Below are 26,676 nucleotides of genomic sequence, written 5' to 3' on the forward strand. Positions count from 1 at the left end.
AGGCAAACGATTTGGCCCTAGAGATGCCAGACGTCATACCAACCGACAAGGCAATCTTTCCAGTGTCAAGTATTGCGTTTTGGCGCTGCCAGATGAAGGAACGACCACTACTGACAAAGCGCCCTCGTTACGTAATTTTCCGTCTTGCAATCGCCAGACTGCCGCTTGTAGCCGGGCAGGAACACTTTCGGCGAGCATTTCTCGGCCGCGTCAGTATCGAGGCTCTTGCCTTCCTTGTAGCCCTTGCTCTGGCACAGCCGGTCGGCGCCGGCCTTGCAGTCCGGCGCGCCGTTGGCCGCGACAAGACACGCCGCCCGCCCGCTCACCATGACTGATGGCCTGGCGATGTTCGACAGGCTGTCGCTGGCACCCTTGGCGCCGGCGTTGAGATCGTCGATGGTCTCGCCCGGGCTCTTCAGCGGCGGCAGCAGCGACCTGGATTTCTCGAACAGCTTTCCGATTTCGTTGATCAGGCCGGGACTTTCCTGGCGCGGCGCTTGCTGCGGCTCACTCTGTTGCCGCTCGGGCTGCGCCGGCATCGGCTGCTGCGCCGGCGACTGCAGGCCGAGCGAGGGCTGCGGCGCGCCTTGCGACCAGCCGGCATCGGGAGCGATCGCAAGCACGGATGCAACGAGGCCAACGGTCGCGTGCGTCCCGAATAGCTTGATCAAACGGCCGATTCGATCGGACATGGAACGAAACGTAGCCTGGGGCCGGGATGCCGGCAAAGCCTAGACCAGCTTGAACGCGGCGTAGAAGCCGAACACCAGGACGATGGCACCGATGGCCACCCAGGTGCCAAGGCGCTTTTCCAGCTCGGCCCGGATCGCGTCGCCATAGCGGTTGAGCAGGACCGCGACCACGAAGAACCGCCCGCCGCGCGCCACGATCGAGCAAAGGATGAACAGCCAGATGTTGTAGCCGGCAAACCCGGAGGTGATGGTGACGAGCTTGTAGGGGATCGGCGTCAGCCCCTTCAGCAGGATGATCACCGCGCCCCATTCGGCATAGGAGGCGCGGAAGGTTTCGACCTTGTCACTGAGACCGTAGACCGTGATCAGCCAGTACCCGACCGAGTCGTAGAGCAACGCACCGATGGCGTATCCGACCACGCCGCCGGCAACGGATGCGATGGTACAGACGGTCGCGAACCACCACGCCTTCTTCGGCTGCGCCAGCGACATCGGCAGCAGCATGATGTCGGGCGGGATCGGGAAGAACGAGCTTTCCGCGAAAGACACCGCCGCCATGATCCAAAGCGCATAGGGCTTGTCGGCGGCGTTGATACACCAATCGTAGGTCCGTTTGAGCATGGGCGCATGAACCATCATGGAGCGGATTTGTCCATGCCGGAAAACGACGGAATTTGAGGGGATTTACTACCGCTTGCGTAAGGAACGGCCTTCCAGCGCGACAATTCGCCGCCGGGCTGCGGGGCCAGCCGCCGCCTTGGGCAGCGGCTTGTTTGGCGCCGTTTTCGGCGACTTGACGGGCTTCGGCAGCTTCTCGGCGATGCCGAGCAGGTCCTCGCGCCGCTCCATCTCGCGCCAGACGTCCTCCGGCTTCACGCCGGCCGATGCCCAGAGCACGGTCAGGTTATAGAGCAGGTCGGCGCTCTCGCGGACCACCGCGTCGGTCTTGCCGTTGACGGCATCGATCACGACTTCGATGGCTTCCTCGGCGAGCTTCTTGGCCATCTTGGAGGGGCCGCGCTGAAACAGCCGGGCCGTGCGCGACGTCGCCGGATCGAGATCCTTGGCCGCGATAACAGCCTGATAAAGCCGTTCGAGCGAATCACTCATTCTCCGAACCTAATGCAAAGCCATGGCCGGCGTGTTAACGGCCGGGTACACAACCATAAAAAAATCCACCGGCCGACGGCCGGTGGATTTTCCCTAACTTTAATGGTCTCGCGATTACCATCCGCCATAATACGGGCTGCCATAGTACGGGCGGGGCGCGTAGTAGTAAGGCGCCGGGCGGCCATAATAGACCGGGCCGCCACCGTAATAGCCGTAATCGTCATAGTAGTAACGGCGGTTCTGGGTGGCCGCAATCGCAAGCCCCGTACCGACGATGCCGGCAAAGGCCGCCGCTGCCGCCGCGCCACCACCGCCACCGCGATAGTACCGGCGCCGGGCACTGATATCGGTCGCGTCGCTGGTCCCGGTCGAGGCCGTCACGCCCTTGCTCGACGGCGCGGAGCCCGCGAATGCCGTGGTCGGCGCGACTGCCGTCAGTGCAACGGCCACAACCGTTGCCACCGCGCCGGCGCGGCCGATCGATGAAAACACACCTTTTCGCGCAAACATCTCGACATCCTCCGTGGGAGCTGGCCTGACAGGCCTTCGATAGCTAACCACCGAACGGATACTAGGTTCCCGAATCCGAACGGCGGCTGAACGATCCCTGGCAAAATCGTGGCAGTCATCGACCATTCAGGTTAGATGCTGCACAATAGCTCGCCTAAAGGCCAAGTCTGCCGTCGGCGATGTCACGAAACCGACATCGCCGGAGCGGCAACTTGTCCCACCTCTTGCTGATGTCATCTCGATGCGCGCGATCAGGACCAACGCCATCCGCTCTCGCCTGAGCGTTCTCTTGGTTTTCCTTGCCGGGCTGTGCGCCATTGCGGGCTTCTCAGCGAATAGCGCCCTTGCCGCCGACGAGCCTCGGCCTCCGCTCGCAATCCAGTTTTCGCTGGATCGTCCGATCGATGCCGCGGCGGCGCCGTTCGTGATGGCGGCCGCCGGCGGCCTGTTCAGCGCTGAGGCGCTTGCGGTCACGATCAACATCGCCAGCGGATCGCCGGACGCAATTGCGCGCGTCGCGGCCGGCACCAGCGATTTTGCCGTCGTCGACATCAACGCATTGATGCGGTTGCGCGACAAGGACAAGCAGGGCGGCCCCAGGATCAAGGCCGTGTTCGTGCTGTTCAACAAGGCGCCCTATGCCATCATCGCCCGCAAGAGTCGTGGCATCCGCGCGTTGACCGACATTGAGGGCAAGACTCTCGGCGTCGCCGAAGGCGACCTGTCGGCCCGGCTGTGGCCGGCGGTAGCGCACCAGAACAGCATCAAGATCAAGAGCGTGAAGCAGAGCAGCATCAGTGCCGCGGTACGCGAGCCGATGCTGTCGGCGGGCCAGATCGATGCCGTGACCGGATTCTCCTATCTGTCGGCGATCAATCTCAGGGATCGCGGCGTGCCTGCCGACGATCTGGCGGTGCTGAAATTCGCCGACTATGGCTGTGAAGCCTACGGTTTCGCTATTATCGCCAATCCGGCGCTGGCGGCCGCCAAGCCCGAAGCGGTGAAGGGTTCGTGCGAGCCGTCATCGGCGGGTTGCATCTCACGGTCAAGGACCCCGAACGCGCCGCAACCGAGGTCGCAAATCGCATGGACGGCGGCTCGAAGGACCTCGAATTCGAGCGTCTGCAAAGCATCCTGCGCGACTACGTCCTGACCAGCGAAGTGAAACGCAACGGTATCGGCGCCATCGATCCAGCCCGCTTCGAACGCTCGATCGATCAGGTCGCGGACGACTTCAAGTTTCAGAAACGGCCGCAGGCGTCCGACATTTTCGACGATCAGTTTCTGCCCCCACTCAACAGCCGGCTGATTAATTGAGTGAGGGCCCTTCTTCCGCCGGTGCTCTGGGCTTACCCCTCTCCCTACCCCCTCCCCCGCGGAGGGTTGGGGAGAGGGGTGCCGCTTGCTCAAGTCGTTGACGTGTGCGCCCGGCCTCACTAGTCGTCCCGAGCGATCCCAGTTTACAATGGGCGATTGAATCGCCTTGCGAGTCCTCATCTGATGTCCATGCTGCGCCTTTACACCCGTGTCCTTGAGCTGCTTGGCAAGGAGGCGCGGCTGGGCTGGATTCTCGCCGTCGCCAATCTCCTGCTGGCCGGGGCGCAATTCGCCGAGCCGGTGCTGTTCGGCAAGATCGTCGACGTGCTCTCCGGCAAGCCGCAGAGCGGGCCGCTGGCCACGAACTCGGCCTGGCCGCTGCTGGCCGCCTGGGTGGCGTTCGGCCTGTTCACCATCGCGTGCAGCGCGCTCGTCGCGCTCCATGCCGACAAGCTGGCGCACCGACAGCGCCAGGTGGTGCTGACTGATTACTTCGAGCACATCATGCAACTGCCGCTGACCTTCCACACCGGCACCCATTCCGGGCGGCTGATGAAGGTGATGCTGAACGGCACCGACGCGCTGTGGCGGCTCTGGCTTGCATTCTTCCGCGAGCATTTTGCGGCGATCCTGTCGCTGGTCGTGCTGCTGCCGCTCGCGCTCTACATCAACTGGCGGCTGGCGATCCTCCTGTTCGTGCTGTGCGTCGTGTTCACGGCGCTGACCACGTTTGTCGTGCGCAAGACCTACGGCATGCAGAGCGACGTCGAGGCGCAGTACAGCGATCTCTCGGCGCGCGCGTCTGATGCGCTTGGCAACGTCGCGCTGGTGCAGAGCTTCGTACGGATCGATGCCGAAGTGCAGGGCTTGCGTTTCGTCGCCGACAAGCTGCTCGCCGCGCAGATGCCGGTGCTCGGCTGGTGGGCTCTGGTAACCGTCATCACCCGTGCTTCCACCACCATCACCGTGCTCGCGATCTTTACCGTCGGCATCTACCTGCACGCGCAGGGACAGACGACGGTCGGCGAGATCGTGATGTTTGTCAGCTTCGCGACCATGCTGATCCAGAAGCTGGAACAGGTGGTGAGCTTCGTCAACAGCGTGTTCATGGAGGCCCCAAGGCTGCAGGAATTCTTCGACGTGCTGGACGCTGTGCCCGCGGTGCGCGACCGGCCCGGAGCGGTCGATACCGGACGGCTTTCCGGCCTCGTCGAATTCCACGACGTATCGTTTTCCTATGACGGAAAACGGCCCGCGGTCGAAGACGTTTCGTTTACCGCTCTGCCCGGGCAGACCATCGCCCTGGTCGGCCCGACCGGCGCCGGCAAGTCGACGGCGATCGCGCTGTTGCACCGCGCCTTCGATCCGCAGTCCGGCATCATCAAGATCGACGGCATGGACATTCGCGCGTTGAAGCTGACGGCGCTGCGGCGGAACATCGGCGTGGTGTTCCAGGAGGCGCTGCTGTTCAACCGCTCGATCGCGGACAATCTGCGCGTCGGCAAGCCGGACGCGACCGATGAGGAAATGCGCGTCGCCGCAAGCCGCGCCCAGGCGCTGGAATTCATCGAGCGCAGCGAGAAGAAATTCGAAACGCATGCCGGCGAGCGCGGCCGCATGCTATCCGGCGGCGAGCGGCAGCGCTTGTCGATCGCCCGTGCGCTGCTGAAAGACCCGCCGATCCTGATTCTCGACGAGGCGACCAGCGCGCTCGACGCCGTCACCGAGGCCAAGGTCAACGCGGCACTCGACGAGGTGATGAAGGGCCGCACCACCTTTGTGATTGCTCACCGTCTTTCGACCATTCGCAACGCGACCCGCATTCTGATGTTCGACAACGGGCGGGTGATCGAAAGTGGAACTTTCGATGAACTGGTGGCCATGGGCGGTCGCTTCGCGGAACTCGCCAAGGCCCAGTTCATGGTGCAGGAGAATGCCCGGGCCGGCATCAAGGTCAAATAGGCCGGCAAGCCTCTGTTACGGTTCAATTATCGCCGAAATTGCGCCCACTTCGTCCACGATTAAATCGCCGGGCCTCTGTTCTGAATCGCCAAGCCGGTATAGGTTTGCGACCTGCCGCAATGCGACGGCGCCGGACACGCTTGAAACCCGAACATTTGATTTAAGGACCTCTCCTTTTCGAAGGCGGGTCTCAAAGGACCGGAACGGAAAAGTGCATCTTCTTCGCCCGTTGCTTCGCGCTTCCTCATTGAACCTGATTTTGCTGGCGACGGCGCTTGCCGTCATAACGCCGCGCGCCGTGCACGCCGAAGCGCTGTTGGTAGTCGAAGCAGATACCGGCAAGGTGCTGCAGGCCGACAATGCCACCATGCCCTGGTATCCCGCCTCGGTGACCAAGATCATGACGGCTTACGTCACGCTGAAGGCGGTCAAGGAAGGACGACTGTCGCTCGACACGCTCTTGACGGTGTCGCCGGTCGCCGCCTCGCAGTCGCCGTCCAAGATGGGTTTTCCTCCCGGCACCCAGGTCACCGTCGATAACGCGCTCAAGATGATGATGGTGAAGTCGGCCAACGACATGGCCGTGGTGCTCGCCGAAGGCGTCGGCGGCTCGGTCGACGGTTTCTCGGCGATCATGAACCAGACCGCCTTGCGGCTCGGCATGACGCAGACGAGTTATGTCAATCCCAACGGCCTGCCCGCGGACGGACAGGTCACCTCGGCGCGCGATCTCGCGATGCTGGCGCGCGCCGTCATTCGCGACCTGCCGGAATACGAATACTTCATGCAGATCCCCTCGATCCGCTACGGCCGCAGGGTGACGCAGAATTTCAACAAGCTGATCGGGCGCTATCCCGGCGCCGACGGTTTCAAGACCGGCTTCATCTGCGCTTCCGGCTACAATCTGGTCGCGTCCGCCACGCGCAACGGCAAGCGGTTGATCGCCGTCGTGCTCGGCGCATCCTCGGGCCAGGCGCGCGCGGTGCGCGCGGCGCAATTGCTGGAGCGCGGCTTCGGCAACGGGCTGGGCTGGCTGACGCCCGCGCTTGGCACCGTCGACAAACTGGTTCCGGTCGATGCGACGCCGCCGAACCTGCGCGACGAGATGTGCAACGGCAAGCGCAAGCGGCCGGCTACCGATGAGGACCCGGACATCGTCGCCAGCAACGGCAACACTTCGACTGGCGAGACCGCGGTGAACTTCTTCACGGCGGGGCTGCAGAACCACCCGGTCAAACCTGCGGATCTGCTGGCGGCCGCGGCAGAGCCGTCCGAGCCTGTTCCGGTCTATACCGGTCCAACCAAGACCGGCCCCGCATTGATCGCCGCCGTTGCGGCGGAGGCCGAAAAGCAGGCGTCCGCAAAGCGCGGCAAGAAGTCAAAGATTGCCGCGAAGAGGCCCGACGCCGCTGCAGCGCCCAAGGCTGAAGCCAACGCAAAGCCGGCAGCCAAGCCTGCTGCCGTCAGGCACGCAAACGCCAAACCGGATGCTGCCGCCAAGCCGACCGCCTCGGCCGAGAAAAAGCCGGCTGCTTCGGCTGAAAGAAAGCCAGCCGTCCAACCCGCAGCCGCCAAGCCCGCGGCCGTCGGAGACAAGCCCGCGCCAAAACCGGCCAAGCCAAACGCCGCCGCTAAACCCAAAGGCGAAACCAAGCCGGCTGGTTAACGGGCCGCGGAGCCACGTAATTAGGCAGCTTTCCTGCCGTTCGGCCGAACGATTCCAGATCGCCGAAATGCGTCGATAGCGCGCAGCCGCTTGCCATCGGCGGCGGCATTCACAATACTGCCCAAAACAAGGCATGCCCGGCCGAGAGACAGGGAGCCATAGCGTTTTCGAGCGAAGTGGGTACCGGTTCGCATGAAGAAAACGCGTCAAACAAAAATTAGAGCACGGATCTGATGCAATCAGAGCCGGGCTCGGAACCAGAGGGAGATACCATGGAGCGGATCTGGCTCAAGCAATATCCGGCCGGCGTGCCAGCCGATATCGACGTCGCCCAGTACTCGTCGCTGGTCGAGCTGTTGGAAGAAAGCTTCAAGAAGTTCGCCGATCGCAAGGCGTTCATCTGCATGGACAAGTCGATCAGCTACCGCGACCTCGACGAGATGTCCCAGGCGCTCGGTGCCTATCTGCAGAGCAAGGGCCTGCAAAAGGGCGCCCGCGTTGCGCTGATGATGCCGAACGTGCTGCAATACCCGGTCTCGACCGCCGCCGTGCTGCGCGCGGGATATGCCGTGGTGAATGTCAATCCGCTCTACACCCCGCGCGAGCTTGAGCATCAGCTCAAGGATTCCGGCGCGGAAGCGATCATCGTGCTGGAGAATTTCGCCACCACGGTGCAGCAGGTGATCGCGAGGACATCCGTGAAGCACGTGATCGTTGGCAGCATGGGCGACCTGCTCGGCTTCAAGGGCGTGATCGTCAATCTCGTCGTGCGCAAGGTGAAAAAGATGGTGCCGGCGTGGTCGCTTCCGGGCTCCGTCTCGTTCAATGATGCGCTCGCCGCCGGCCGCAGCATGAAGCTCAGCAAGCCGCAGCTCACGCGTGACGACGTCGCTTTCCTGCAATATACCGGCGGCACCACCGGCGTCTCCAAAGGCGCGACGCTGCAGCACAAGAACATCCTCGCCAACGTGCTGCAGAACGACGCATGGCTGCAGCCGGCGCTGAAGAAGCCGCCGCATGTCGACCAGCTCTTCATCGTCTGCGCGCTGCCGCTCTATCACATCTTCGCGCTGACGGCGTGCTTCCTGATGGCGGTGCGCGCCGGTGGCGTCAACCTCCTGATCCCGAATCCGCGTGACATACCTGGCTTTATCAAGGAACTGCAGAAGTATCAGGTCAACAGCTTCCCGGCGGTCAACACGCTCTACAACGCCCTGCTCAACGCGCCCGGCTTCGACAAGGTCGACTTCTCCAAGCTGAAGACCTCCTTTGGCGGCGGCATGGCCACCCAGAAGCCGGTCGCCGAGAAATGGCTGAAGGTCACCGGTTGCGCGCTGTCGGAGGGCTATGGCCTGTCCGAGACCTCGCCGGTGCTGACCTGCAACCCCGCCGACACCGACCAGTTCTCCGGCTCGATCGGCATTCCCGTGCCCTCGACCTACATCTCGATCCGCGACGACGACGGTAAGGAAGTGCCGCTCGGCCAGCCCGGCGAGATCTGCGCCAAGGGCCCGCAGGTGATGGCCGGCTACTGGAATCGGCCGGAAGAGACCGCGAACGTGATGACCGCGGACGGCTTCTTCCGCACCGGCGACATCGGCGTCATGGACGAGCGGGGCTACACCAAGATCGTCGACCGCAAGAAGGACATGATCCTGGTCTCGGGCTTCAACGTCTATCCGAACGAAATCGAGGAAGTGATCGCAAGCCACCCGGGCGTGCTGGAATGCGCCGTGATCGGAGTTGCGGACTCGAAGTCGGGCGAGGCGGTGAAGGCCTTCATCGTCAAGAAAGACCCGAACCTTACCGCCGATGACGTCATCAAGTACTGCACCACGCAGCTCACCGCCTACAAGGTCCCCAAGCAGATCGAGTTCAGGACCGATCTGCCCAAGACCAATGTCGGCAAGATCCTGCGCCGCGAACTGCGCGACGAGAAGAAGGCCGCAGCGTAAGGCGCAGGCGGACGTCTCGACATGACGGAGACTAACGCGCCAGCCGACATTCTGGCCTTCTGGCGCGACGCCGGCCCTGACCGCTGGTACACACGCGACGATGCTTTCGATGCGGAGGTGTGCCGGCGCTTTCTCGGCCTTTGGCAGAGAGCGGCGGCCGGCGAGCTATCGTCGTGGGAAACGAGCGATGACGGCGCGCTGGCGCTCGTCATCGTGCTCGACCAGTTTCCCCGCAACATGTTCCGCGGCGACATCAGGACCTATGCCAGCGACCGCCTCGCCCGTGAAGTGGCGCACCGCGCCGTCGATCACGGCGTCGACGCGCGGATCGATCCCGCTTTGCGCGAATTCCTCTATCTGCCTTTCATGCATTCGGAGCACCTGGGCGACCAGTTGCGCTGCATCGAGCTGTCACGCGCGGCCGGCCATACCGAAAGCCTGAAATGGGCCGAGCACCACGCCGATATCATCCGGCGTTTCGGCCGCTTTCCCCACCGCAACCACCTTCTGGGCCGCGCTACCACGCCGGAGGAGCAGGCATTCCTCGATGAAGGCGGCTTTTCGCCGTGATGACGCAAGCGTGAACGGTCTCGACCGTTGCCGTTTCCCCTCCCCTGAATATTGTGCCGTTCACCTGCCCGGTCTGGAGCGTTCGCTCCAGATTGTTATTTTGACGCGTTTTCTTCACGCGAACCGGTACCCACTTCGCTCGAAAACGCTATAAGGCACACACCGCTCATTGAGGGAGAATTGACGATGACGATCCAAGTTGGCGACAAGCTGCCGGAAGCCAAGTTTCGCGTGATGACCGCGGAAGGCCCGCAGGTCAAAACCACCGACGACATTTTCAAGGGCAAGAAAGTGGCGCTGTTCGCGGTGCCCGGCGCCTATACCGGCACCTGCCACAAGATGCACCTGCCGAGCATCTTCCTCAACGCCTACGCCATCAAGGACAAGGGCGTGAATACCATCGCCATCGTCTCCGTCAACGACGCCTTCGTCATGAATGCGTGGAAGCGCGACACCGACCAGCGCGACGAAGCCGTATTCCTCGCCGACGGCAATGCCGACTTCACCAAGGCGATCGGCATGGAGCTCGATGCCTCCGGCAACGGCCTCGGCATCCGTTCCAAGCGCTATTCGATGCTGGTGGAAGACGGCGTGGTGAAGAAGCTCAACCTCGAGCCCGCGCCGGGCAAGGTCGAAGTTTCCGGCGGCGATACGCTGCTGGGGCAGTTGTAACTTCCTCCGTCATTGCGAACGAAGCGAAGCAAATCCATCTCTCCGCGCGCGCTGAAGCAAAGCATGGATTGCTTCGTCGCAGAGCCTGTCATCGGGCGCGCATTCGCGCGACCCGTTGGCTCCTCGCAATGACGACGGATGGACGCCCCGTTCCATTCTCCCCTTGTGGGAGAAGGTGGCGCGAAGCGCCGGATGAGGGTTCTCTCCGCGGACGCAGACGTTTCAGACGAGGGACGCAGACCCGCGGAGAGAACCCCTCACCCGTCTCAATCGCGCTTTGCGCGATTGATCCACCCTCTCCCACAAGGGGAGAGGGGAAGGCGCGCCTACTTCCCGACCCTCTCCTGCAGCCTCGCCATTGCCACGCCCTCGCGTGCGAGTTGATCGGCGCGCTCGTTTTCGGCATGGCCGGCGTGGCCCCTGATCCAGTGCCAGCGCACTTCGTGCGGCTTTAGCGCCATGTCGAGGCGCTGCCAGAGGTCGACGTTCTTGACCGGCTTCTTGTCCGCCGTGCGCCAGCCGTTCCGCTTCCAGCCATGGATCCAGCCGCTGATGCCCTGGCGGACATACTGGCTGTCGGTGGTGAGATCGACCACGCACGGCTTCTTCAGTGCTTCCAGCGCGGAGATCGCCGCCATCAGCTCCATACGGTTGTTGGTGGTGTGCGGCTCGCCGCCCTTCAGTTCCTTCTCTTTATCGCCGAACCTCAGAATCGCGCCCCAGCCGCCGGGGCCGGGATTGCCCGAGCAGGCGCCGTCGGTGAAAACCGTCACGTGAGGCAATTCGCTCAAGCGACAAATCCGGGCTGGGTCAGGCCGTAATCGCGGACGCTGGAAACGCTCTGGTGAAAGCGCAGCTTGCGGACGTATTCGAGCGGGTCCTTCGGCTTCACCAGCGCGCCCGGCGGCACGTTGAGAAAATCGACCAGCCGCGTCAGCAGGAAGCGCAGCGCCGAGCCGCGCGCCAGTAGCGGCAGCGCTTCCTGCTCGGTATCAGACAATTGCCGCTCGCGGCCATAGGCGTTGAGCAGCGCGCGCGCCTTGGTGACGTTGAACGAATGATCCGGCTCAAAACACCACGCATTCAGGCAGATCGCGATGTCGTAGGCCAGGATGTCGTTGCAGGAAAACGGGAAGTCGATCAGGCCCGACAATTTGTCGCCGAGGAAGAAGACATTGTCGGGAAACAGGTCGGCGTGGATGACGCCGAGCGGCAGATCTTTCGGCCAGCGTGCCTCGAGGTGATCGAGCTCGCGCGCGATGAAGTCCTGCAAGCCGGGCGCGACGCTGTCGGCGCGCGATGCGGCGACATCGAACAGCGGCCGCCAGCCCTCCACCGACAGCGGGTTCTTGCGGAACATCGGGAAGTCCCGGCCCGCCAGATGCATCTTTGCGAGCGCCTCGCCGACGCCGGTGCAATGCGCGGCGTTGGGCCGCCGCGGCCACATGCCTTCGAGGAAGTTGATGATCGCCGCGGGACGCCCGGCCAGTTCGCTGTAGACTTCGCCCCTGCGGTTACGAGCGGGCTGCGGGCAACGCACGCCGCGCTCGGCCAGATGCGCCATCAGCGACAGGAAGTACGGCAGATCGTCCACCGCCACGCGCTTTTCATAGAGCGTGAGGATGAACGCACCCTTGCTGGTATGCAGCAGAAAATTGGAATTCTCGACGCCTTCGGCGATGCCCTTGTAGGAGAGCAACTCGCCGATTTCGTAGCCCTTCAGGAACTCCGCGAGGTCTTCGGCGGCGACGTCGGTGTAAACCGCCATCGCGACTACTCGGCGGCAGCTTCAGGCCGCAGCGAACGCGGCAGCGGGAAGAACTCGTTCTCCTCCGCGGCCGACACCGTCTCCACATGCAATTCGAACCGCTCGGCGAAGGCGCCCATGATTTCCTCGACGATCACTTCCGGCGCGGAGGCGCCTGCGGTGATGCCGAGGCTCTTGATGCCCTCGAAGCGCGACCAGTCGAGATCCGAGGCGCGCTGCGCCAGCACCGAGACCGGGCAGCCCTCGCGCTCGGCGACTTCGCGCAGGCGCTGCGAGTTCGACGAGTTCGGCGCGCCGACCACGATCAGGGCATCGACAACCGGCGCCACCTTCTTCACCGCGAGCTGGCGGTTGGTGGTGGCGTAGCAGATGTCTTCCTTGTGCGGGCCGTTGATGTTCGGGAAGCGCTCCTTGAGCAGAGCTACGATCTCGGCGGTGTCGTCGATCGACAACGTCGTCTGGGTCACGAAAGCGAGGTTGTTCGGATCCTTCGGCGCGAACGTCTTGGCATCCTCAGCGGTCTCGATCAGCGTCACCGCGCCCGTCGGCAACTGCCCGAGCGTGCCGACCACCTCAGGGTGATGCGAATGCCCGATCAGCAGGATTTCACGGCCGCGCTTGAAGTGGATCGCGGCCTCGCGATGCACCTTGGTGACCAGCGGGCAGGTTGCGTCCAGCGAGAAGAAATTGCGGGCGCGGGCATCCGCCGGAACCGATTTGGGAACCCCGTGGGCCGAAAACACCACCGGGGCGTTGGTATTGTCGGGGATTTCGGCGAGTTCCTCGACGAAAATCGCGCCCTTGGTCTTCAGGCTGTCGACCACGTAGCGGTTATGCACGATCTCATGGCGGACATAGACGGGGGCGCCATAAATGGCGAGCGCCCGCTCCACGGTGTCGATGGCCCGCACCACCCCGGCGCAGAAGCCGCGGGGAGAACAAAGCACGATTCTGAGGTCTGGTTTGGCTGGCATGGGGCGCTATCTCGGGACCGAATCACCCCTTGCCGGCGGGCAGGGAACGGCCAATTCGGATAAGGACTTGGGACTGGTTTCGGGCTGTGTCAAGGCACTTTAGCAGACCATTGCGCCAAAGGGGTTGGAAGGCCTATATAGGCGTTGAATTCCCGTCATCACCGATGACCACAGGCTTCGCCTCCAAAAGAGGTGGGCGAGGCACAAAGGAGATTTGCCATGAGCAATGCACCGCTGATGCCCAAGGCGACGGCCGTGTGGCTGGTTGATAATACCGCTTTGACCTTCGACCAGGTGGCCGATTTCACCAAAATGCACCCCCTTGAGGTCCGCGCCATCGCCGATGGCGACGCTGCCCAGGGCATCAAAGGCATGGACCCGATTTCGACCGGGCAATTGACCCGCGACGAGATCGAAAGAGGCGAAAAGGACCCGAATTACCGCCTCAAGCTCGGCGAGAGCAAGGTGGTGCTGCCGCCGGCCGCCAAGAAGAAGGGCCCGCGCTATACCCCGGTGTCGCGCCGTCACGAGCGGCCGAGCGCGATCCTGTGGCTGGTCCGCAACCATCCTGAGTTGAAGGACGCGCAGATCATGCGCCTGGTCGGCACCACCAAGACCACCATCGCCTCAGTCCGCGACCGCACCCACTGGAACGCCTCGACGCTGACCCCGATGGATCCGGTGACGCTCGGCCTGTGCTCGCAGATCGAGCTCGATTTCGAGGTGCAGCGCGCGGCGAAGGAAAAGCCGGTGCCCGCGGCTTACGGCGGCGCCACCCTGCTGCCGGCCTCCGAGACCACGAAAAAGGAGCCGGAATTCGAGCCGAGCGAGAAGTCGGAGGACGACCTCAACGTCGATGCCGTGTTCGCCAAGCTCAAGAATATCGGCGGCAAGAAGCAGGACGAGGAAGAGTAGAAGTTATCGGCTACGGCAGATGTCGAACGCGGCGGGGCAACCCGCCGCGTTTTTTGTTTGCGACGAGCGCTGCGGCTGACAGCCGCTTCAACCGTACTTCAGCTTCATCCAGAGGATTCCGCCGGCCAGGACGATCGTAATCGCATTCGCAACGATCAGCGGCGCATCACCGGAAAGCAGGCCGTACAACAGCCAGAGCAGGAGGCCGAGCACCATGACGAGGAACATTCCAAGCGAGATGTCTTCGGTGGAGCGGGTTCTCCAGACTTTCACGAACTGCGGTGCATAAGCGAGAGTCGTGCAGGTTGCGGCGGCAAACCCCAGCAGCTTGATTGCAAGTTGTTCCATGCCGCCCTTATAGCATCGATTCGAAGATGGATTTAAGAAGGCCGACCGGGTGAGCCGACACGCTTCACGCCTTCTTCAAGAACTCCGTGCGCAGCACCAGGCCCTTGACCTTGTCGGTGCGGCCTTCGATTTCCTCCTCATTGTCGGTGAGGTGGATGTTCTTGATCACGGTGCCGCGCTTGAGCACGGTGGAGGATCCCTTCAGTTTCAGATCCTTGATCAGCGTGACGCTATCGCCCTCGGCGAGCAGTGCGCCGTTGGAATCCCTGACCTTGATGTCCATGTGATGCCTTCTTTGTATGAAGTCCGGCGTCCACCCTCTCCCACAAGGAGAGGGGACAAGATCGCGACGCTGCTTTTTCCCTACCCCAGCTCGATCTCGTCGTTGACTTCATGCGTGAGCGCGATGCCGCCGACGGTCAGAACCATCTTCGCCGGCAGCTTCTCATGGCCCTTGAGCTTGCCGGACTCGACGGCATCCCGCACGGCTTTTTCGATCTCGCGTTGCGAGGTGACGCCGACTTGCTTGAGAAATTTGCGCAGGCTTGCGTTGAAGGTGTCTTCGTTCATGGTGGCCTCCCGTTACGGCCTCGTCGGATTGTTCAGCATCTGCTCGGCGAGATTGCGCTGGGCGCGGTCGGTACGCGCGTTGGCATTGGCGCGCTGGACGTCGCGGTTCTTGCGGCAGTTGACGTAGTCGTTCGAGCCCGGTGCGACATTGTTGGAGCGACAGAACGCGTCATCGTCGGCGCTGGTGTCGACCATGGTCGGCTGGCCGCGTTCGAGGCACCCCGCGAGCAGTGGTGCGATGAGGAGAAATGCGAGTGGCAGGTTACGTCGCATGCTCTGTCCCTTCCAGGTTTCATCATTGCCAGGCGCGCGTCCCCGACTTGATCGGGATGAGCCGGCAATCCATCGAAATAATGGCAGCCTGCTTTGACGATGATGGATGCCCGGGTCAAGCCCGGGCATGACAGCGCGGGTGGGTTGGAACCCTACACCCTGCCCTTCAGCGCGTCGCCGATTTCGTCGAGTACCTTGGGGTCCTCGATGGTGGCCGGCATGGTCCAGCTTTCGCCGTCGGCGATCTTCTTGATGGTGCCGCGCAGGATTTTTCCCGACCGCGTCTTCGGCAAGCGTCCCACCGTGATCGCCAGCTTGAAGGCTGCGACGGGACCAAGTTTTTCGCGCACCAGCGCCACGATCTCCTTTTCGATCTCGGCCGGAGCTCGCGTCACGCCGGCCTTCAGCACCAGGAAACCGCAAGGTACTTCGCCCTTGATCGCGTCCTTGATGCCGAGCACGGCGCATTCGGCGACATCAGGGTGAGAGGCCAGAATTTCCTCCATACCGCCGGTGGAGAGTCGATGGCCGGCAACATTGATGATGTCGTCGGTACGGCCCATCACCCAGACATAGCCGTCCTCGTCCTTGTAGCCGGCATCTGAGGTCTTGTAGTAGCCGGGGAATTCGGTGAGGTAGGCTTCCCTGAAGCGCTCATCCTGCTGCCACAGCGTCGGCAGGCAGCCGGGCGGCATCGGCAGCTTGATCACGATCGAGCCCATCGTGCCTGCTGCGACCTGCTTGGAGGCCTCGTCCACCACGTCGACCTGATAGCCCGGCATCGGCACTGTCGGCGAGCCGTGCTTGACCGGCAACATGCCAAGGCCCACCGGATTGCCGGCGATGCACCAGCCGGTCTCGGTCTGCCACCAATGATCGATGACCGGTACCTTCAACTGCGCTTCCGCCCATTCCACCGTCGGCGGATCGGCGCGCTCGCCGGCCAGAAACAGCGTGCGGAATTTCGACAGATCGTATTTGCGGATGAACGCGCCGTCCGGGTCTTCCTTGCGGATGGCGCGGAAGGCGGTCGGCGCGGTGAACAGCGCGACGGCCTTGTGCTCGGAAATCACGCGCCAGAACGCGCCGGCGTCCGGCGTGCCGATCGGCTTGCCCTCATACATGATCGAGGTCGCGCCATGGATCAGCGGGCCGTAGACGATGTAGCTGTGGCCGACCACCCAGCCGATGTCGGAGCCGCACCACCAGACCTCGCCCGGCTTGACGCCGTAGAGATTGAACATCGACCATTTCAGCGCGACCAGATGCCCGCCATTGTCGCGCACGACGCCCTTCGGAATTCCCGTGGTACCTGACGTGTAGAGAATATAGAGCGGATCGGTGGCGAGCACCGGCGTGCACGGCGCGGCCTTGCCGGCGTCGAGCGCCGCGCGGCGGAGCGCCGCCCAGTCGTGATCGCGGCCGGCCGTGAGTTCGCAAAGATGCTGCGGCCGCTGCAGGATGACGCAGGCCTGCGGTTTGACACTGGAGAGGTTGATCGCCTCGTCGAGCAGCGGCTTGTATTGCACGATGCGGCCGGGCTCGATCCCGCAGCTCGCCGAGAAGATCAGCTTCGGCTTGGCGTCCTCGATTCGCGTTGCGAGCTCTTTGGCGGCAAAGCCGCCGAACACCACCGAATGCACCGCGCCGATCCGCGCGCAGGCCAGCATCGCGAACACCGCTTCCGGCACCAGCGGCATATACAGGATGACGCGGTCGCCCTTGACGACACCGAAATCGGCCATCACGGCGGCGAGCGTCTGCACCTCCTTCAGCATCTCGGCATAGGTGAATTTCGAGATCGTATTGGTGAGCGGCGAATCGTGGATCAGCGCGACCTGGTCGGCGCGTCCGCCCGCGACATGGCGGTCGAGCGCGTTGTAGCAGGTATTGACCACGGCGCCGGCAAACCAGCGGCCATAGGCGCCCATCGAGGGATCGAAGATCTTTTTGGCCGGCTCGATCCAGTCGATCTCGCGCGCGGCGTCAGCCCAAAATGCCTCCGGGTCCGCCAGCGAGCGGGCATGGACCTCGTGATAGCGGCTGTTGTCCTGGATGTTCATGGCGCACTCCCGCTCGACGCATTCTTGGCTCCGCAGGGCCCAGACATGGGCGGGCGCCAGGCGCCCTGCCCTGACCAGGATCTAATGCAGGCCAGTTTTCTTGAACGCATTGTCACGGGAAGCCGCGTCAGATCAAGCCAAGAATGGCTCGACCGCCAAACGACCTAGTAGCCGACGATTCCGTTAATCTTTTGCAGGCGGTCGCGCATGGCCTTTTTCAGATCATAGTCGGGCCGGCCGTATTCCGCATTGCGCCGGGAGATATACTCCTGCTGTTCTCGCCGCAGCGTGCGCGCCTGCTGTGGAGTCATCTTCCCAGCGGCCGCCCTGATATACGACGCTTGAACCTCGCGGTCGAGATCGGCGAGTTCGGGATTGGCGCAGATCGCCTTCTCCACCTTGCGGCGCGCGATGGCACAGTTGAAGCTCGGTTTGCCGGCGACCGCCTGCAACGCGCCTTGCCGCTCGGCCTCCTGCGCCAGCGCCCGGTGGTTGGCTCTTGCGACGACGTGATCCGGGTTCAGCTTGATCGCCGCGGCAAAATCGGCCACCGCCTTGGGCAGATCACCTTTCTTGCGCCAGAGTTCGCCGCGCGCGTTGTGAACATCGGCGTGCGCCGGATCGAGCCGCAACACGCCATCATAATCGGCGATCGCGCGGTCAATCATGTCCTTGCGCTCATAGGCGGTCGCACGTGCGGTCAGCGCCTTGATGCGGTCAGCCTTTTCGGTCTTTGCGTTGTCGATCAGCGCACTGCAGAGATGCACCGTCCTGTCGTGATCATGCGCAAGGCCAGCGGCAAGACAGGCCGCAGGATCAATGCGTATGTCCTCGCCCGGCTCGGTCCCGGTCGCCGATGCATCATACGCATACGTCAGCAACAGCAGGGAAGCCACGACCAGGCTGCGGATGTGGAGATAGCCTCGCATCAATTGATCCGGAAAAGCGCTGTCTATTGCGACGCGATCCTAGCAAGCGACCTGCATTTTCGACAAGCAGCCTGCCAATTTCCGTTGGCACAAGAACAGATTTTGGCCGAAACGTGACCTGCGGGAAACGTAATTCTCTTCACAGACGGAAGAATACGATCCGTGAGAAAATCTGCTGTGAACCTATTGCAGTTTTCGCGGACTCAACAACCATGACCACATTGACCGACTTCAATCCGCCGCGCGCCATCGCGCAATCCCAATCGGGTTACTTCTACTTCTACATGGCGCTGGCCTGCACGGCCGTCGCCTTTCTCGGCTTCGCGCCGACCTACTGGCTGCCGCTGGCGAAACGATCGTTCTCGGCCTCGCCCGTCGTGCACTTTCACGGCCTGCTATTTTTCGCCTGGTCGCTCTATTTCGCATTCCAGAGCTGGCTCGCCGCGTCGGGCAAAGTCGCCCGACACCGCACCATCGGCATGATCGGCGTCTCACTGGCGACCGCGATGACGATTTTCGGCTTCCTGGTCGCGGTCAACGCGATGAAGCGCTCCGCGGCGGCGGGATTGACCAATGAAGGAATCGCATTTTCGATCGTCCCGCTCAGCGGAATTCTGTTCTTTGCCGTGGTGTTCACGCTGGCGATTGCCACGATCCGGCGGCCCGAAACCCATAAGCGGCTGATGCTGCTGGCCAGCATTTCGCTACTGGACGCCGCGGTCGCCCGCTGGTTTCTCACCTTCCTCGCGCCTCCCGGTCCGCTCGGCCCGCCGCCGGTCCCCGTGACCATCCCGCCGGCCTTCGTCGCCTATCTCCTGCTGGTGGCCGCCATCGTTTTCGACTGGCGCACGCGCGGCCGGCCGCATCCGGTCTATGTCTACGGCGGCATTGCGCTGATCGCCGTGAAACTCCTGAATTGGCCGATCAGCCTCTCTCCGCTGTGGCATTCCTTCGCTGGCGGCATATTGGCGATGGCGCAGTAGCGTCGAGTGCAACTTGCCAGGCTGAGCTGATCTTCCCGAATAAGGACAAGCTTCAGCCGGGAAAACCTGCCGGTTTTGGTGCTAGATTGATGGCGACGTTGATCTCGGCCGGCAGGGAATCCCGAATTGCAAGCATTTGAATGGATCATCGGGCTGCTGCTCGCCGCCGTGCTGCTGTCCGCGCTGGCGCGGCGGCTCAAGGTACCCTACCCGACGTTTCTTGCGCTCGGCGGCATGCTGCTGGCATTCGTGCCTTCGGGGCCGCAATGGACACTGGAGCCGGACCTGGCGCTGGCGCTGTTCGTGGCGCCGGTGTTGCTGGATGCGGCTTTCGACACCTCGCTGCGCGACCTCCGAAACAACTGGCTGCCGGTCTCGACACTGGTGCTGGTCGCGGTCGGGGTTACGACCGCCGCCGTGGCTGTCGTCGCGCACTGGCTTCGCCCGGACATGCCATGGGCGGCGCGATCGCGCTCGGCGCCATCGTGGCACCGCCCGACGCCGCGGCGGCCACCGCAACCCTGCGCCAGGTCAACCTGCCTTACCGCATCCAGAAGATCCTCGAGGGCGAAAGCCTGCTCAACGATGCCAGCGCACTCCTAATCTACCGCGTCGCGGTCGGCCTGGTTGCCGCCGAGCACATGAAGGTGCACGAGTTCGTGCCGTCCGTTGCGCTGGCGCTGTTCGGAAGCCTCATTGCCGGCTTCCTGTTCGCGCGGGTCTGGACGCAGATCACGCGCCGCATCACCGAGGCGCCGAGCGCGATCATCACGCAATTCGCCGGCACCTTTATGGTGTGGATCGTCGCCGAGCATATCGGGCTGTCCGGCATTCTCACCATAGTGGCCTATGCGATCACGATCGCCCGCACCGCGCCCGAGCGTACCCCGGCGCGGCTGCGCGTGGCCTCCTATGCTGTGTGGGAAACGGTCGTGTTCGTGCTCAACGTGCTGGCATTCATGCTGATCGGCATGCAGCTCAATCCGATCTGGTCCGGACTCGACGACGAGGTGCGGTTTAAATATTGCAGCTTCGCCGCCGCAATCCTCGCCGTCGTGATCCTCGCACGCATCGCCTGGGTAATGCCGTATGGCGCCTTGCTGCGCGCCTTGAACGCGCACGGCCTGCTTCCTCCGCATGTGTCTGCCGCGGTACCGACGGTGGAACGCGGCATCATCGTGTCCTGGTGCGGGATGCGCGGCATCGTTACACTGGCGGCCGCCTTCGCGCTACCCGAGAGTTTCCCGTATCGCGATCTCATCCTGCTGACGGCCTTTGCCGTCGTGCTGGGGTCGCTCGTGATCCAGGGCCTGACGCTGCGGCCGCTGATCCTCGCGCTGAAATTCGAGGAGGACGATCCGGTTGCGCGCGAGGCCGCTAATGCCCGCTGCATCGCCTATCGCGCCGCGCTCGAGGCGATCGACCCGATCCGTCCGAAGAGGCCGAGATCCTGCGGCTCGAATACCGCGCCGTGCTGCTACGTGCCGAAACCGAACCCGACGTCGGCATCGCGACCAGCGAGCTGCCGGCCGATCCGTTGCGCCGCCGCGCCATCGGCGCGGCACGAGAGGCGCTGTTGAGGATGCGTCATTTCGAGGAGATCGGCGACGACGCCTTCCACCAGGTGGAAGAAGAGCTCGACCGCGCCGAATTGAGCGCACAAGCATAACGGGGCAATAGCGCGTCACGCGCCCGACTTGCAGGTGATCCCGCCGTCGACCACCAGCTCGATCCCGGTGACGTAACGGGATTCGTCGGAAGCTAGAAACAGCGCCGCATTGGCAACGTCCCAGGCGTCGCCCATGTGCCCCATCGGCACCTGCGCATCGCGCGCCCGCCACATCGCTTCGACGTCGCCGGCCGAATAGCTTGCAGCGAGGCCAGCCGAGTGCTCCACCATCGGCGTCTTCATCAGGCCCGGCAGGATGCAGTTCACGCGAACATGGTCTTTCGCGAACTGCACGGCGGTGGTGCGCGTCATCTGGTTCATCGCCGCCTTCGAGGCGCCATAGGTGACGTAGGAGATGCCGAGATGGCGAATCGATGCGATCGACGAGATGTTGATGACCGAGCCGCCACCCTGCTTCTGCATCGCGGGAATAACGTGCTTCATGGCAAAATAGGCGCTCTTGAGATTGACTGCGAAAACGTGGTCCCAGCTTGCCTCGTTCACTTCGACGACGCTGCCCATTTCGGCAATGCCGACATTGTTGTCGAGCACGTCGATGCGGCCATAGGCCTTCAGGCACGCCGCCACCATCGCCTCGACCTCGGCCTCGCGCGAAACGTCGGCGGTGAAGGCAGCAGCCTTGCCGCCCTCGCCCGTGATGATGCTGACGGTTTCTTTTGCGGCAGCCTCATTGCGATCGACGCAGAACACGCTGGCGCCCTCGCGCGCGAAGGTGACGGCGGTCGCCTTGCCATTGCCCCAACCGGGACCGATCGATCCCGCGCCCACCACCATCGCCACCTTGCCCTTGAGCCGTTCCATCGACTTCTTCTCCCTTTGGGTTGTCGTTGCATTGCAGCGCGCACGAACGCGGCGCATCCGAATTTTGGGGCGGGAAATTGGACGGACGGCTGCCCTGGGTCAACCTGTCCGAAAAGCTAAAGCAGCGACTTGGACATAGGCCGAAAAGCCCCTTGCCACCGCCCCCCAAACCGGACTGAATGCGGCCCGCGAAGGAGGCCCGCCGCAGTCGGGCCGGAACGTTAACCGGTCCCCGGGGGAAGCATGGCCGCAGACAAGACAACGCCGCCCAATGACGAGGTCGTCGCCGTTTCGGACGAAGCCTTGCACAAGGCGGAAGCCTACATCGAGGCGGAAGAAGGAGCGGCCAACCGCCTGATGGGGTGGGCGGGAAGGATTTCGACCACGATTGCCGTGGTCATGAGCCTGTTTCACCTCTATGCGGCCTATGCCATCGTTCCGACCCAGGAGCTTCGCTACACCCACGTCGCCTTCACCTTGATCTTGAGCTTCCTGCTGTTTCCGCTGGCGACGCGGTTTCGCAACCGCGTGCGCTGGTGGGATGTCGTTCCCGGGATCGTCGCGGTGGCGACCGTCATCTACGCGCTGTGGGGTGGCGAGGATTTTACCGACCGCGCCACCACGCCCGATCGGTGGGACGTGATCATCGGCATCGTCTTCATCGTGCTGCTGCTGGAGGCGACGCGGCGGACCACGGGTGCGATCATGCCGGTGGTGTCGATCCTGTTCATCGCCTATGCGATGCTCGGGCCGTATTTGCCGGCGCCATGGACCCATCGCGGCTACGACCTGGCCCGCCTGGTCGGCCACCTCTTCATTACGCTGGAAGGCATTTTCGGCGTCGCAGTCGACGTGTCGGCAACGCTGATCATCCTGTTCACGATCTACGGCGCATTCCTGCAGCATTCCGGCGCCGGCAAATTCTTCATCGACTTCTCGCTGGCCTTGATGGGCGGCAAGCCGAACAGCGCCGGCCGCACCGTGGTGCTGTCCTCGTTCCTGCTCGGCGGCCCCTCCGGATCGGGCGTCGCCACGACCGTGATGATCGGAACGGTGGCCTATCCGATGATGGCGAAGGCGGGCTTCGAGAGGAACGCCGCCGGCGGATTGCTCGCTGCCGGCGGGCTGGGCGCGATCCTGTCGCCGCCCGTGCTCGGCGCCGCCGCGTTCCTGATCGCCGAGTTTCTCAAGATCAGCTATCTCGACGTCATCTGGATGGCGACCATCCCGACCTGCCTTTACTACATGTCGCTCCTGTTCATGGTCGAGCTGGACGCCAAGAAATTCCACGCCAAGAACGTGACCTTCACGCCCGAGATGTCGCTCGGCCAGATGACCATGCGGTACGGCTTCCACTTCATCTCGCTGCTCGCCGTCGTCTTTTTCATGGTCATCGGCTACTCGCCGTCGCTATCGGTCTTCTACGCCATTATCGTCACGTTTGCGCTGAGCTTCCTGCGCCGGGAGACCGCGCTGGTGCCGAGCAAACTGGTGAAGGCACTGGCCGACGGCTCGATCGGCGCGCTCAATGCCGCGACCACCTGCGCCTGCGCCGGCATCGTCGTCGGCATCGTGACGCTGACCGGTCTCGGCCTCAAATTCTCGTCGATCGTCATCGCCTATGCCGGCGGCAGCCTGTTGCTGACCGCGATCTACACCGCGCTGATCGTCTGGATCATCGGCCTCGCCGTGCCGGTGACGGCGTCCTACATCATCTGCGCGGTCATCGCTGCGCCCGCGCTGGTCAAGCTCGGCGTGCCTGATTACGCCGCGCATATGTTCATCTTCTACTATGCCGTCCTGTCGGAGGTCTCGCCGCCGACGGCGCTGTCGCCGTTCGCCGCGGCCGCCATCACCGGCGGCGATCCCTACAAGACCACGCTGCAGTCCTGGAAATATACGCTGCCGGCGTTCCTGGTGCCGTTCGTCTTCGTGCTCGATCCGCAGGGCGGCGGCCTCCTGATGTCGATCCCCAAGGGCGGATCGTGGGTCGACATTCTCGAAATCACGATCAAGACAAGCTTGGGGCTGCTGGCGCTGGCTGCATTTGCCCAGAACTGGGCGCTGCGACAAAATACAGCGGTCGAACGCGGCCTGCTTCTGCTATCGGGATTGCTGCTGGTGTTCCCAAGCCTGATTGAGGCAATGGTCGAATGGATCACCGGACGCGATATCAGCTACACCTATGTGCCGGGCCTGATCATCGGTTTCGGCGTATTGCTGTGGCAGGCCAGAACGCGGTCGCCAGAGCGGCCTGCGGTCACAACATAGAGAAGAAGCAATTGAGGAGACAAAAATGAAAAAGACCACAACGATACTGGCGATGGCTCTGGGGCTCGCCTTTGCCGGCGCAGCCCATGCGCAGCAGAAAACCATGTCGATCGGCACCGGCGGCACCGGCGGCGTCTACTATCCGCTCGGCGGCGCGGTTGCCAACGTGCTCTCGAAGAACCTTCCCAACCTGCAGGCCACCGCCGAGGTCACCGGCGGCTCAGTCGACAATCTCAAGCTGATCGGCGCCGGGAAGAGCGAGCTTGCGTTCACCATGGCCGATGCCGCGCTCGATGCTTTGCAAGGGCAGGACAAGTTCAAGAGCGGCAAGGTGCCGCTGCAGGCGCTGCTCGTGGTCTATCCGAACCGCATGCATGTGGTGACGGTGGAAGGCACCGGCATCCAGACCATGGCAGACCTCAAGGGCAAGCGCGTGTCGACGGGTTCGCCCGGCAGCGCCACTGAGGTGATGGCATTCCGCGTCATCGAGGCGGCCGGCCTCGACAAGGACAAGGACATGAAGCGCGAGCGGCTCGGCGTCGCCGAATCCGTCAACGCGGTCAAGGACCGCAAGATCGACGCCTTCTTCTGGGTGGGCGGTATTCCGACCGCTGCAATCACCGATCTCGCGGCGACACCGGGCCTGAAGATGAAGCTGATCGACCATGGCGATCTGGCCGAGAAGATGAATGCCAAATACGGCAAGCTCTATTCGTCGAGCAAGATCAAGGCGGGCTCGTATCCCGGCTACGACAAGGACAACTCCATCGCCGACGTCTGGAATCTGATCGTCACCGGCGACAAGATGAGCAATGAAGACGCCTACACCATCGTCAAGACACTGGTGGAGAAGAAGGCCGACATTGTTGCCGTGCACAAGGAAGCCGAGAGCTTTTCGCTCGACAACCAGGTGCAGGACCGCTCGCCGATCCCGTTCCATCCTGGCGCGTTGAAGTACTTCAAGGAGAAGGGCATCGGCGGCTAAGGCAGCGTGCTGGAGCTAATTCGCTTGCTTCATCAGTGACCGCGGTCTGCCGAGGACCGCGGTCATTCTTTTGGCCGATGAAAGGGTTGTGAGCGTTGCGGCATTGCTGCTCCTGCGAGGGAGCGTTCAGGCGACGTTCGCTGCGCCACGAACATCGCGGCGCCGGCGAGCGACCACAGGCGTTAACACGCAAGGCGCTGATCAAATGTTGCCCAAGCCGGGCATCAGCGCGTCGAAGCCGATGAAATGACCCCGTCGAGTTGCCCGGGCGCTGGTTGGCTGCGTCGCGGCAACAGTTTCCCTAAAATTTTATTCTTGTCCGCTGCTTTAACCCTACTGAAGTAATCATGTGACCTGCCGCAAAATTCCATCATTGCGACCGCAACGCCGATGTACCACTGGCGTTGGGGTAGCTAGCGGGAGGGTGGCATGGAGCAAATCAACTTTGTCGAGTATTCGCGCGCGGCGCACTTTGGGCATCGGAAGCTGGCGCCCAGAGCGTGCGTCGTCGACAGCAAAAAGCACCTGCGATTGTTTCTTTCCGACGCTCTCGAGGATCTCGGGTTCGTCACCTGCGAATGCGGCCAGGCCGGCGATTTGGCAGGCGTACTGCAGGCGGAGCAGCCGGACCTGATCGTGCTCAGCGTGTGCGCCGACGGGATCAATGTCGGCGAAATTCTCGAGGCAATCGTCCGGAAAAACTTCCGCGGCAAGGTTCTCGTGATCGGTCAACCCGACACGATCATGGTTAAGGCCGTCAGGCAAATTGGCGAAGAATACGGCATTGCCATGCTGCCCTCCCTGCCGACGCCGTTCGGCGCGGCGAGCCTGCGCGCCAGCCTCGCGACGCTGCTGCCTGCCGAGCCGGCGCCAAGCCCGGCCGTCGACGTCGCCGAGGCGTTGAAGGCTGGCTGGCTCGAATTGTGGTATCAGCAGAAGATCAACACCCGCACGCTGGTCCCCAGCGGAGCGGAGGCGCTGGTCCGGATGCGGCATCCGGCCTGGGGCGTGGTCCCGCCGGCCTACTTCATTCCCGACGACAAGGATCCGCATTTTCGCAAGCTTTCCGAATTCGTGATCGGCCGCGCGATCGAGGACTGGCGCTATCTGCTGGAGAGCCAGGGCCCGGTCGACCTCTCGATCAACCTGCCGATATCGTTCTTCGACGACGCAGCGGCGGTGCGCGATCTGTGCCGCGCCATGCCCGCCCATCCGGCGTTCGGCGGACTTTTGATCGAGATCAACAGCAGCGAAGTGGTCGACCATCCGGATCTCGCAGTGGACACCGCAAGACGGCTGCGCCTGCACAATATCGCGATCGCCATCGACAATGTCGGCGCGGAATGGCCGTCGCTGCTGGAGCTTCGGAGCTTCCCGTTCGTCGAGCTGAAGGTCGACCAGCAATACGTCAAGGGCTGCGCCGACGATCGGCTGAAGCAGACGGTATGCCGACGCATCGTCGAACTGGCCCGAGACAACGACGCTCGCGCCGTCGCCCAGGGCATCGAGACGCGGGCCGATTACCTTGCCGCGCACGACATGGGGTTCGATCTGATCCAGGGCCATCTGTTCGGCAAGCCCGTCGGGGTGCGCAAATTCGCGCGGTCGCGCCCTCAGCTTGCAGCCGGCTCCGAGAAGGCTCTCTGAGCGAG

The 26,676-nt window shown here is 63.1% G+C and carries 23 protein-coding genes and 3 pseudogenes; 12 read left to right on the forward strand and 14 right to left on the reverse strand.

The window, feature by feature from the left end:
- Positions 1-107: 107 nt before the first annotated feature.
- From ACFXS9_RS30315 to ACFXS9_RS30330, 4 genes are all read right to left on the reverse strand, one after another.
- Positions 108-692 carry a hypothetical protein gene (locus ACFXS9_RS30315; RefSeq protein WP_392695264.1) on the reverse strand — a complete coding sequence of 195 codons (585 nt, stop codon included), beginning with the start codon at positions 690-692 and terminating at the stop codon, positions 108-110.
- Between the two features lie 39 nt (positions 693-731).
- Positions 732-1,313, reverse strand: coding sequence for a YqaA family protein (locus ACFXS9_RS30320; protein WP_392695266.1), 582 nt, complete (start codon positions 1,311-1,313; stop codon positions 732-734).
- Positions 1,314-1,379: 66 nt separating this feature from the next.
- Entirely contained in the window at positions 1,380-1,802 is a 423-nt protein-coding gene (gene hisE, locus ACFXS9_RS30325) for a phosphoribosyl-ATP diphosphatase (RefSeq protein ID WP_392695268.1), read from the reverse strand.
- 114 nt (positions 1,803-1,916) lie between these two features.
- A complete protein-coding gene (locus ACFXS9_RS30330) occupies positions 1,917-2,312 on the reverse strand; it encodes a hypothetical protein (RefSeq protein WP_392695271.1) in 396 nt (131 codons plus the stop codon).
- Between the two features lie 241 nt (positions 2,313-2,553).
- Between ACFXS9_RS30330 and ACFXS9_RS30335 the strand changes: the two are divergent.
- The 6 genes and pseudogenes from ACFXS9_RS30335 (at position 2,554) to ACFXS9_RS30360 (ending at position 10,454) form a co-directional block, all read left to right on the forward strand.
- Positions 2,554-3,629, forward strand: a pseudogene (locus ACFXS9_RS30335) (ABC transporter substrate-binding protein).
- 183 nt (positions 3,630-3,812) lie between these two features.
- Complete coding sequence (locus ACFXS9_RS30340) at positions 3,813-5,591, forward strand: glucan ABC transporter ATP-binding protein/ permease (protein WP_392695274.1); 1,779 nt, start codon at positions 3,813-3,815, stop codon at positions 5,589-5,591.
- 211 nt (positions 5,592-5,802) lie between these two features.
- Positions 5,803-7,257 carry a serine hydrolase gene (locus ACFXS9_RS30345; RefSeq protein WP_392695276.1) on the forward strand — a complete coding sequence of 485 codons (1,455 nt, stop codon included), beginning with the start codon at positions 5,803-5,805 and terminating at the stop codon, positions 7,255-7,257.
- Between the two features lie 272 nt (positions 7,258-7,529).
- On the forward strand, positions 7,530-9,212 hold the full coding sequence (locus tag ACFXS9_RS30350; protein ID WP_392695279.1) for a long-chain fatty acid--CoA ligase: 1,683 nt from the start codon (positions 7,530-7,532) through the stop codon (positions 9,210-9,212).
- A gap of 21 nt (positions 9,213-9,233) precedes the next feature.
- Positions 9,234-9,782 (forward strand): DUF924 family protein, encoded by a 549-nt coding sequence (locus tag ACFXS9_RS30355; RefSeq protein ID WP_392695281.1) that lies wholly within the window; start codon positions 9,234-9,236, stop codon positions 9,780-9,782.
- A 186-nt stretch (positions 9,783-9,968) separates the two neighbouring features.
- Positions 9,969-10,454 carry a peroxiredoxin gene (locus tag ACFXS9_RS30360; RefSeq protein ID WP_028348108.1) on the forward strand — a complete coding sequence of 162 codons (486 nt, stop codon included), beginning with the start codon at positions 9,969-9,971 and terminating at the stop codon, positions 10,452-10,454.
- A gap of 326 nt (positions 10,455-10,780) precedes the next feature.
- On the opposite strand, the gene rnhA is transcribed toward ACFXS9_RS30360, so the two are convergent.
- Genes rnhA through ispH form a run of 3 tightly spaced genes read right to left on the reverse strand, consistent with a single transcriptional unit; the run spans position 10,781 to position 13,196 of the window.
- Positions 10,781-11,245 carry a ribonuclease HI gene (gene rnhA, locus ACFXS9_RS30365; RefSeq protein ID WP_057844385.1) on the reverse strand — a complete coding sequence of 155 codons (465 nt, stop codon included), beginning with the start codon at positions 11,243-11,245 and terminating at the stop codon, positions 10,781-10,783.
- Positions 11,242-12,222, reverse strand: coding sequence for a homoserine kinase (locus tag ACFXS9_RS30370; protein ID WP_392695284.1), 981 nt, complete (start codon positions 12,220-12,222; stop codon positions 11,242-11,244). Before ACFXS9_RS30370 ends, rnhA begins: the two co-directional genes overlap by 4 nt.
- Positions 12,223-12,227: 5 nt before the next feature.
- Positions 12,228-13,196, reverse strand: coding sequence for a 4-hydroxy-3-methylbut-2-enyl diphosphate reductase (gene ispH, locus ACFXS9_RS30375; RefSeq protein ID WP_028348105.1), 969 nt, complete (start codon positions 13,194-13,196; stop codon positions 12,228-12,230).
- A gap of 219 nt (positions 13,197-13,415) precedes the next feature.
- Between ispH and ACFXS9_RS30380 the strand changes: the two genes are divergently transcribed.
- Positions 13,416-14,111, forward strand: a complete 696-nt coding sequence (locus ACFXS9_RS30380) for a DUF1013 domain-containing protein (RefSeq protein WP_057844387.1) — start codon at positions 13,416-13,418, stop codon at positions 14,109-14,111.
- Positions 14,112-14,198: 87 nt separating this feature from the next.
- On the opposite strand, the gene ACFXS9_RS30385 is transcribed toward ACFXS9_RS30380, so the two are convergent.
- From ACFXS9_RS30385 to ACFXS9_RS30410, 6 genes and pseudogenes are all read right to left on the reverse strand, one after another.
- A complete protein-coding gene (locus ACFXS9_RS30385; protein WP_392695288.1) occupies positions 14,199-14,459 on the reverse strand; it encodes a SemiSWEET transporter in 261 nt (86 codons plus the stop codon).
- A gap of 64 nt (positions 14,460-14,523) precedes the next feature.
- Positions 14,524-14,790, reverse strand: a pseudogene (locus ACFXS9_RS30390) (alkylphosphonate utilization protein); the annotation flags it as partial.
- 32 nt (positions 14,791-14,822) lie between these two features.
- The gene (locus tag ACFXS9_RS30395; RefSeq protein ID WP_057844390.1) at positions 14,823-15,029 is read right to left on the reverse strand and encodes a DUF6494 family protein; all 207 of its coding nucleotides are present in this window, start codon (positions 15,027-15,029) and stop codon (positions 14,823-14,825) included.
- 12 nt (positions 15,030-15,041) lie between these two features.
- On the reverse strand, positions 15,042-15,302 hold the full coding sequence (locus ACFXS9_RS30400) for a hypothetical protein (RefSeq protein ID WP_392695290.1): 261 nt from the start codon (positions 15,300-15,302) through the stop codon (positions 15,042-15,044).
- Positions 15,303-15,454: 152 nt separating this feature from the next.
- On the reverse strand, positions 15,455-17,365 hold the full coding sequence (locus tag ACFXS9_RS30405) for a propionyl-CoA synthetase (RefSeq protein WP_392695292.1): 1,911 nt from the start codon (positions 17,363-17,365) through the stop codon (positions 15,455-15,457).
- A gap of 164 nt (positions 17,366-17,529) precedes the next feature.
- Positions 17,530-18,294 carry a tetratricopeptide repeat protein gene (locus tag ACFXS9_RS30410; RefSeq protein WP_392695295.1) on the reverse strand — a complete coding sequence of 255 codons (765 nt, stop codon included), beginning with the start codon at positions 18,292-18,294 and terminating at the stop codon, positions 17,530-17,532.
- A 212-nt stretch (positions 18,295-18,506) separates the two neighbouring features.
- Here ACFXS9_RS30410 and ACFXS9_RS30415 point away from each other — a divergent pair, with 212 nt between their 5' ends.
- Positions 18,507-19,277: a hypothetical protein gene (locus ACFXS9_RS30415; protein ID WP_392695298.1), complete on the forward strand. Its 771-nt coding sequence runs from the start codon at positions 18,507-18,509 to the stop codon at positions 19,275-19,277.
- 126 nt (positions 19,278-19,403) lie between these two features.
- Positions 19,404-20,946, forward strand: a pseudogene (locus tag ACFXS9_RS30420) (cation:proton antiporter).
- A gap of 15 nt (positions 20,947-20,961) precedes the next feature.
- Here the strand turns inward: ACFXS9_RS30420 and ACFXS9_RS30425 are convergent.
- Positions 20,962-21,768, reverse strand: coding sequence for an SDR family NAD(P)-dependent oxidoreductase (locus ACFXS9_RS30425; protein ID WP_392695300.1), 807 nt, complete (start codon positions 21,766-21,768; stop codon positions 20,962-20,964).
- Between the two features lie 243 nt (positions 21,769-22,011).
- On the opposite strand from ACFXS9_RS30425, the gene ACFXS9_RS30430 reads away from it, so the two are divergent.
- The 3 genes from ACFXS9_RS30430 (at position 22,012) to ACFXS9_RS30440 (ending at position 26,671) form a co-directional block, all read left to right on the forward strand.
- Positions 22,012-24,039 carry a TRAP transporter permease gene (locus ACFXS9_RS30430; protein WP_392695303.1) on the forward strand — a complete coding sequence of 676 codons (2,028 nt, stop codon included), beginning with the start codon at positions 22,012-22,014 and terminating at the stop codon, positions 24,037-24,039.
- 25 nt (positions 24,040-24,064) lie between these two features.
- Positions 24,065-25,024 (forward strand): TAXI family TRAP transporter solute-binding subunit, encoded by a 960-nt coding sequence (locus ACFXS9_RS30435; RefSeq protein ID WP_392695305.1) that lies wholly within the window; start codon positions 24,065-24,067, stop codon positions 25,022-25,024.
- A 429-nt stretch (positions 25,025-25,453) separates the two neighbouring features.
- Positions 25,454-26,671, forward strand: coding sequence for an EAL domain-containing protein (locus ACFXS9_RS30440; protein WP_392695308.1), 1,218 nt, complete (start codon positions 25,454-25,456; stop codon positions 26,669-26,671).
- Positions 26,672-26,676: the final 5 nt, after the last annotated feature.

This window comes from Bradyrhizobium sp. RDI18 (genome assembly GCF_043203335.1).
Classification (GTDB): Bacteria; Pseudomonadota; Alphaproteobacteria; order Rhizobiales; family Xanthobacteraceae; genus Bradyrhizobium; species Bradyrhizobium retamae.

Excerpts from the sequence above, each read along its gene's own strand:
- ACFXS9_RS30315 (WP_392695264.1), bottom strand. The coding sequence starts at position 692 with ATGTCCGATCGAATCGGCCGTTTGATCAAGCTATTCGGGACGCACGCG.
- ACFXS9_RS30320 (WP_392695266.1), bottom strand. The coding sequence starts at position 1,313 with ATGCTCAAACGGACCTACGATTGGTGTATCAACGCCGCCGACAAGCCC.
- hisE (WP_392695268.1), bottom strand. The coding sequence starts at position 1,802 with ATGAGTGATTCGCTCGAACGGCTTTATCAGGCTGTTATCGCGGCCAAG.
- ACFXS9_RS30330 (WP_392695271.1), bottom strand. The coding sequence starts at position 2,312 with ATGTTTGCGCGAAAAGGTGTGTTTTCATCGATCGGCCGCGCCGGCGCG.
- ACFXS9_RS30340 (WP_392695274.1), top strand. The coding sequence starts at position 3,813 with ATGTCCATGCTGCGCCTTTACACCCGTGTCCTTGAGCTGCTTGGCAAG.
- ACFXS9_RS30350 (WP_392695279.1), top strand. The coding sequence starts at position 7,530 with ATGGAGCGGATCTGGCTCAAGCAATATCCGGCCGGCGTGCCAGCCGAT.
- ACFXS9_RS30355 (WP_392695281.1), top strand. The coding sequence starts at position 9,234 with ATGACGGAGACTAACGCGCCAGCCGACATTCTGGCCTTCTGGCGCGAC.
- ACFXS9_RS30360 (WP_028348108.1), top strand. The coding sequence starts at position 9,969 with ATGACGATCCAAGTTGGCGACAAGCTGCCGGAAGCCAAGTTTCGCGTG.
- ACFXS9_RS30370 (WP_392695284.1), bottom strand. The coding sequence starts at position 12,222 with ATGGCGGTTTACACCGACGTCGCCGCCGAAGACCTCGCGGAGTTCCTG.
- ispH (WP_028348105.1), bottom strand. The coding sequence starts at position 13,196 with ATGCCAGCCAAACCAGACCTCAGAATCGTGCTTTGTTCTCCCCGCGGC.
- ACFXS9_RS30380 (WP_057844387.1), top strand. The coding sequence starts at position 13,416 with ATGAGCAATGCACCGCTGATGCCCAAGGCGACGGCCGTGTGGCTGGTT.
- ACFXS9_RS30385 (WP_392695288.1), bottom strand. The coding sequence starts at position 14,459 with ATGGAACAACTTGCAATCAAGCTGCTGGGGTTTGCCGCCGCAACCTGC.
- ACFXS9_RS30395 (WP_057844390.1), bottom strand. The coding sequence starts at position 15,029 with ATGAACGAAGACACCTTCAACGCAAGCCTGCGCAAATTTCTCAAGCAA.
- ACFXS9_RS30400 (WP_392695290.1), bottom strand. The coding sequence starts at position 15,302 with ATGCGACGTAACCTGCCACTCGCATTTCTCCTCATCGCACCACTGCTC.
- ACFXS9_RS30405 (WP_392695292.1), bottom strand. The coding sequence starts at position 17,365 with ATGAACATCCAGGACAACAGCCGCTATCACGAGGTCCATGCCCGCTCG.
- ACFXS9_RS30410 (WP_392695295.1), bottom strand. The coding sequence starts at position 18,294 with ATGCGAGGCTATCTCCACATCCGCAGCCTGGTCGTGGCTTCCCTGCTG.
- ACFXS9_RS30415 (WP_392695298.1), top strand. The coding sequence starts at position 18,507 with ATGACCACATTGACCGACTTCAATCCGCCGCGCGCCATCGCGCAATCC.
- ACFXS9_RS30425 (WP_392695300.1), bottom strand. The coding sequence starts at position 21,768 with ATGGAACGGCTCAAGGGCAAGGTGGCGATGGTGGTGGGCGCGGGATCG.
- ACFXS9_RS30430 (WP_392695303.1), top strand. The coding sequence starts at position 22,012 with ATGGCCGCAGACAAGACAACGCCGCCCAATGACGAGGTCGTCGCCGTT.
- ACFXS9_RS30435 (WP_392695305.1), top strand. The coding sequence starts at position 24,065 with ATGAAAAAGACCACAACGATACTGGCGATGGCTCTGGGGCTCGCCTTT.
- ACFXS9_RS30440 (WP_392695308.1), top strand. The coding sequence starts at position 25,454 with ATGGAGCAAATCAACTTTGTCGAGTATTCGCGCGCGGCGCACTTTGGG.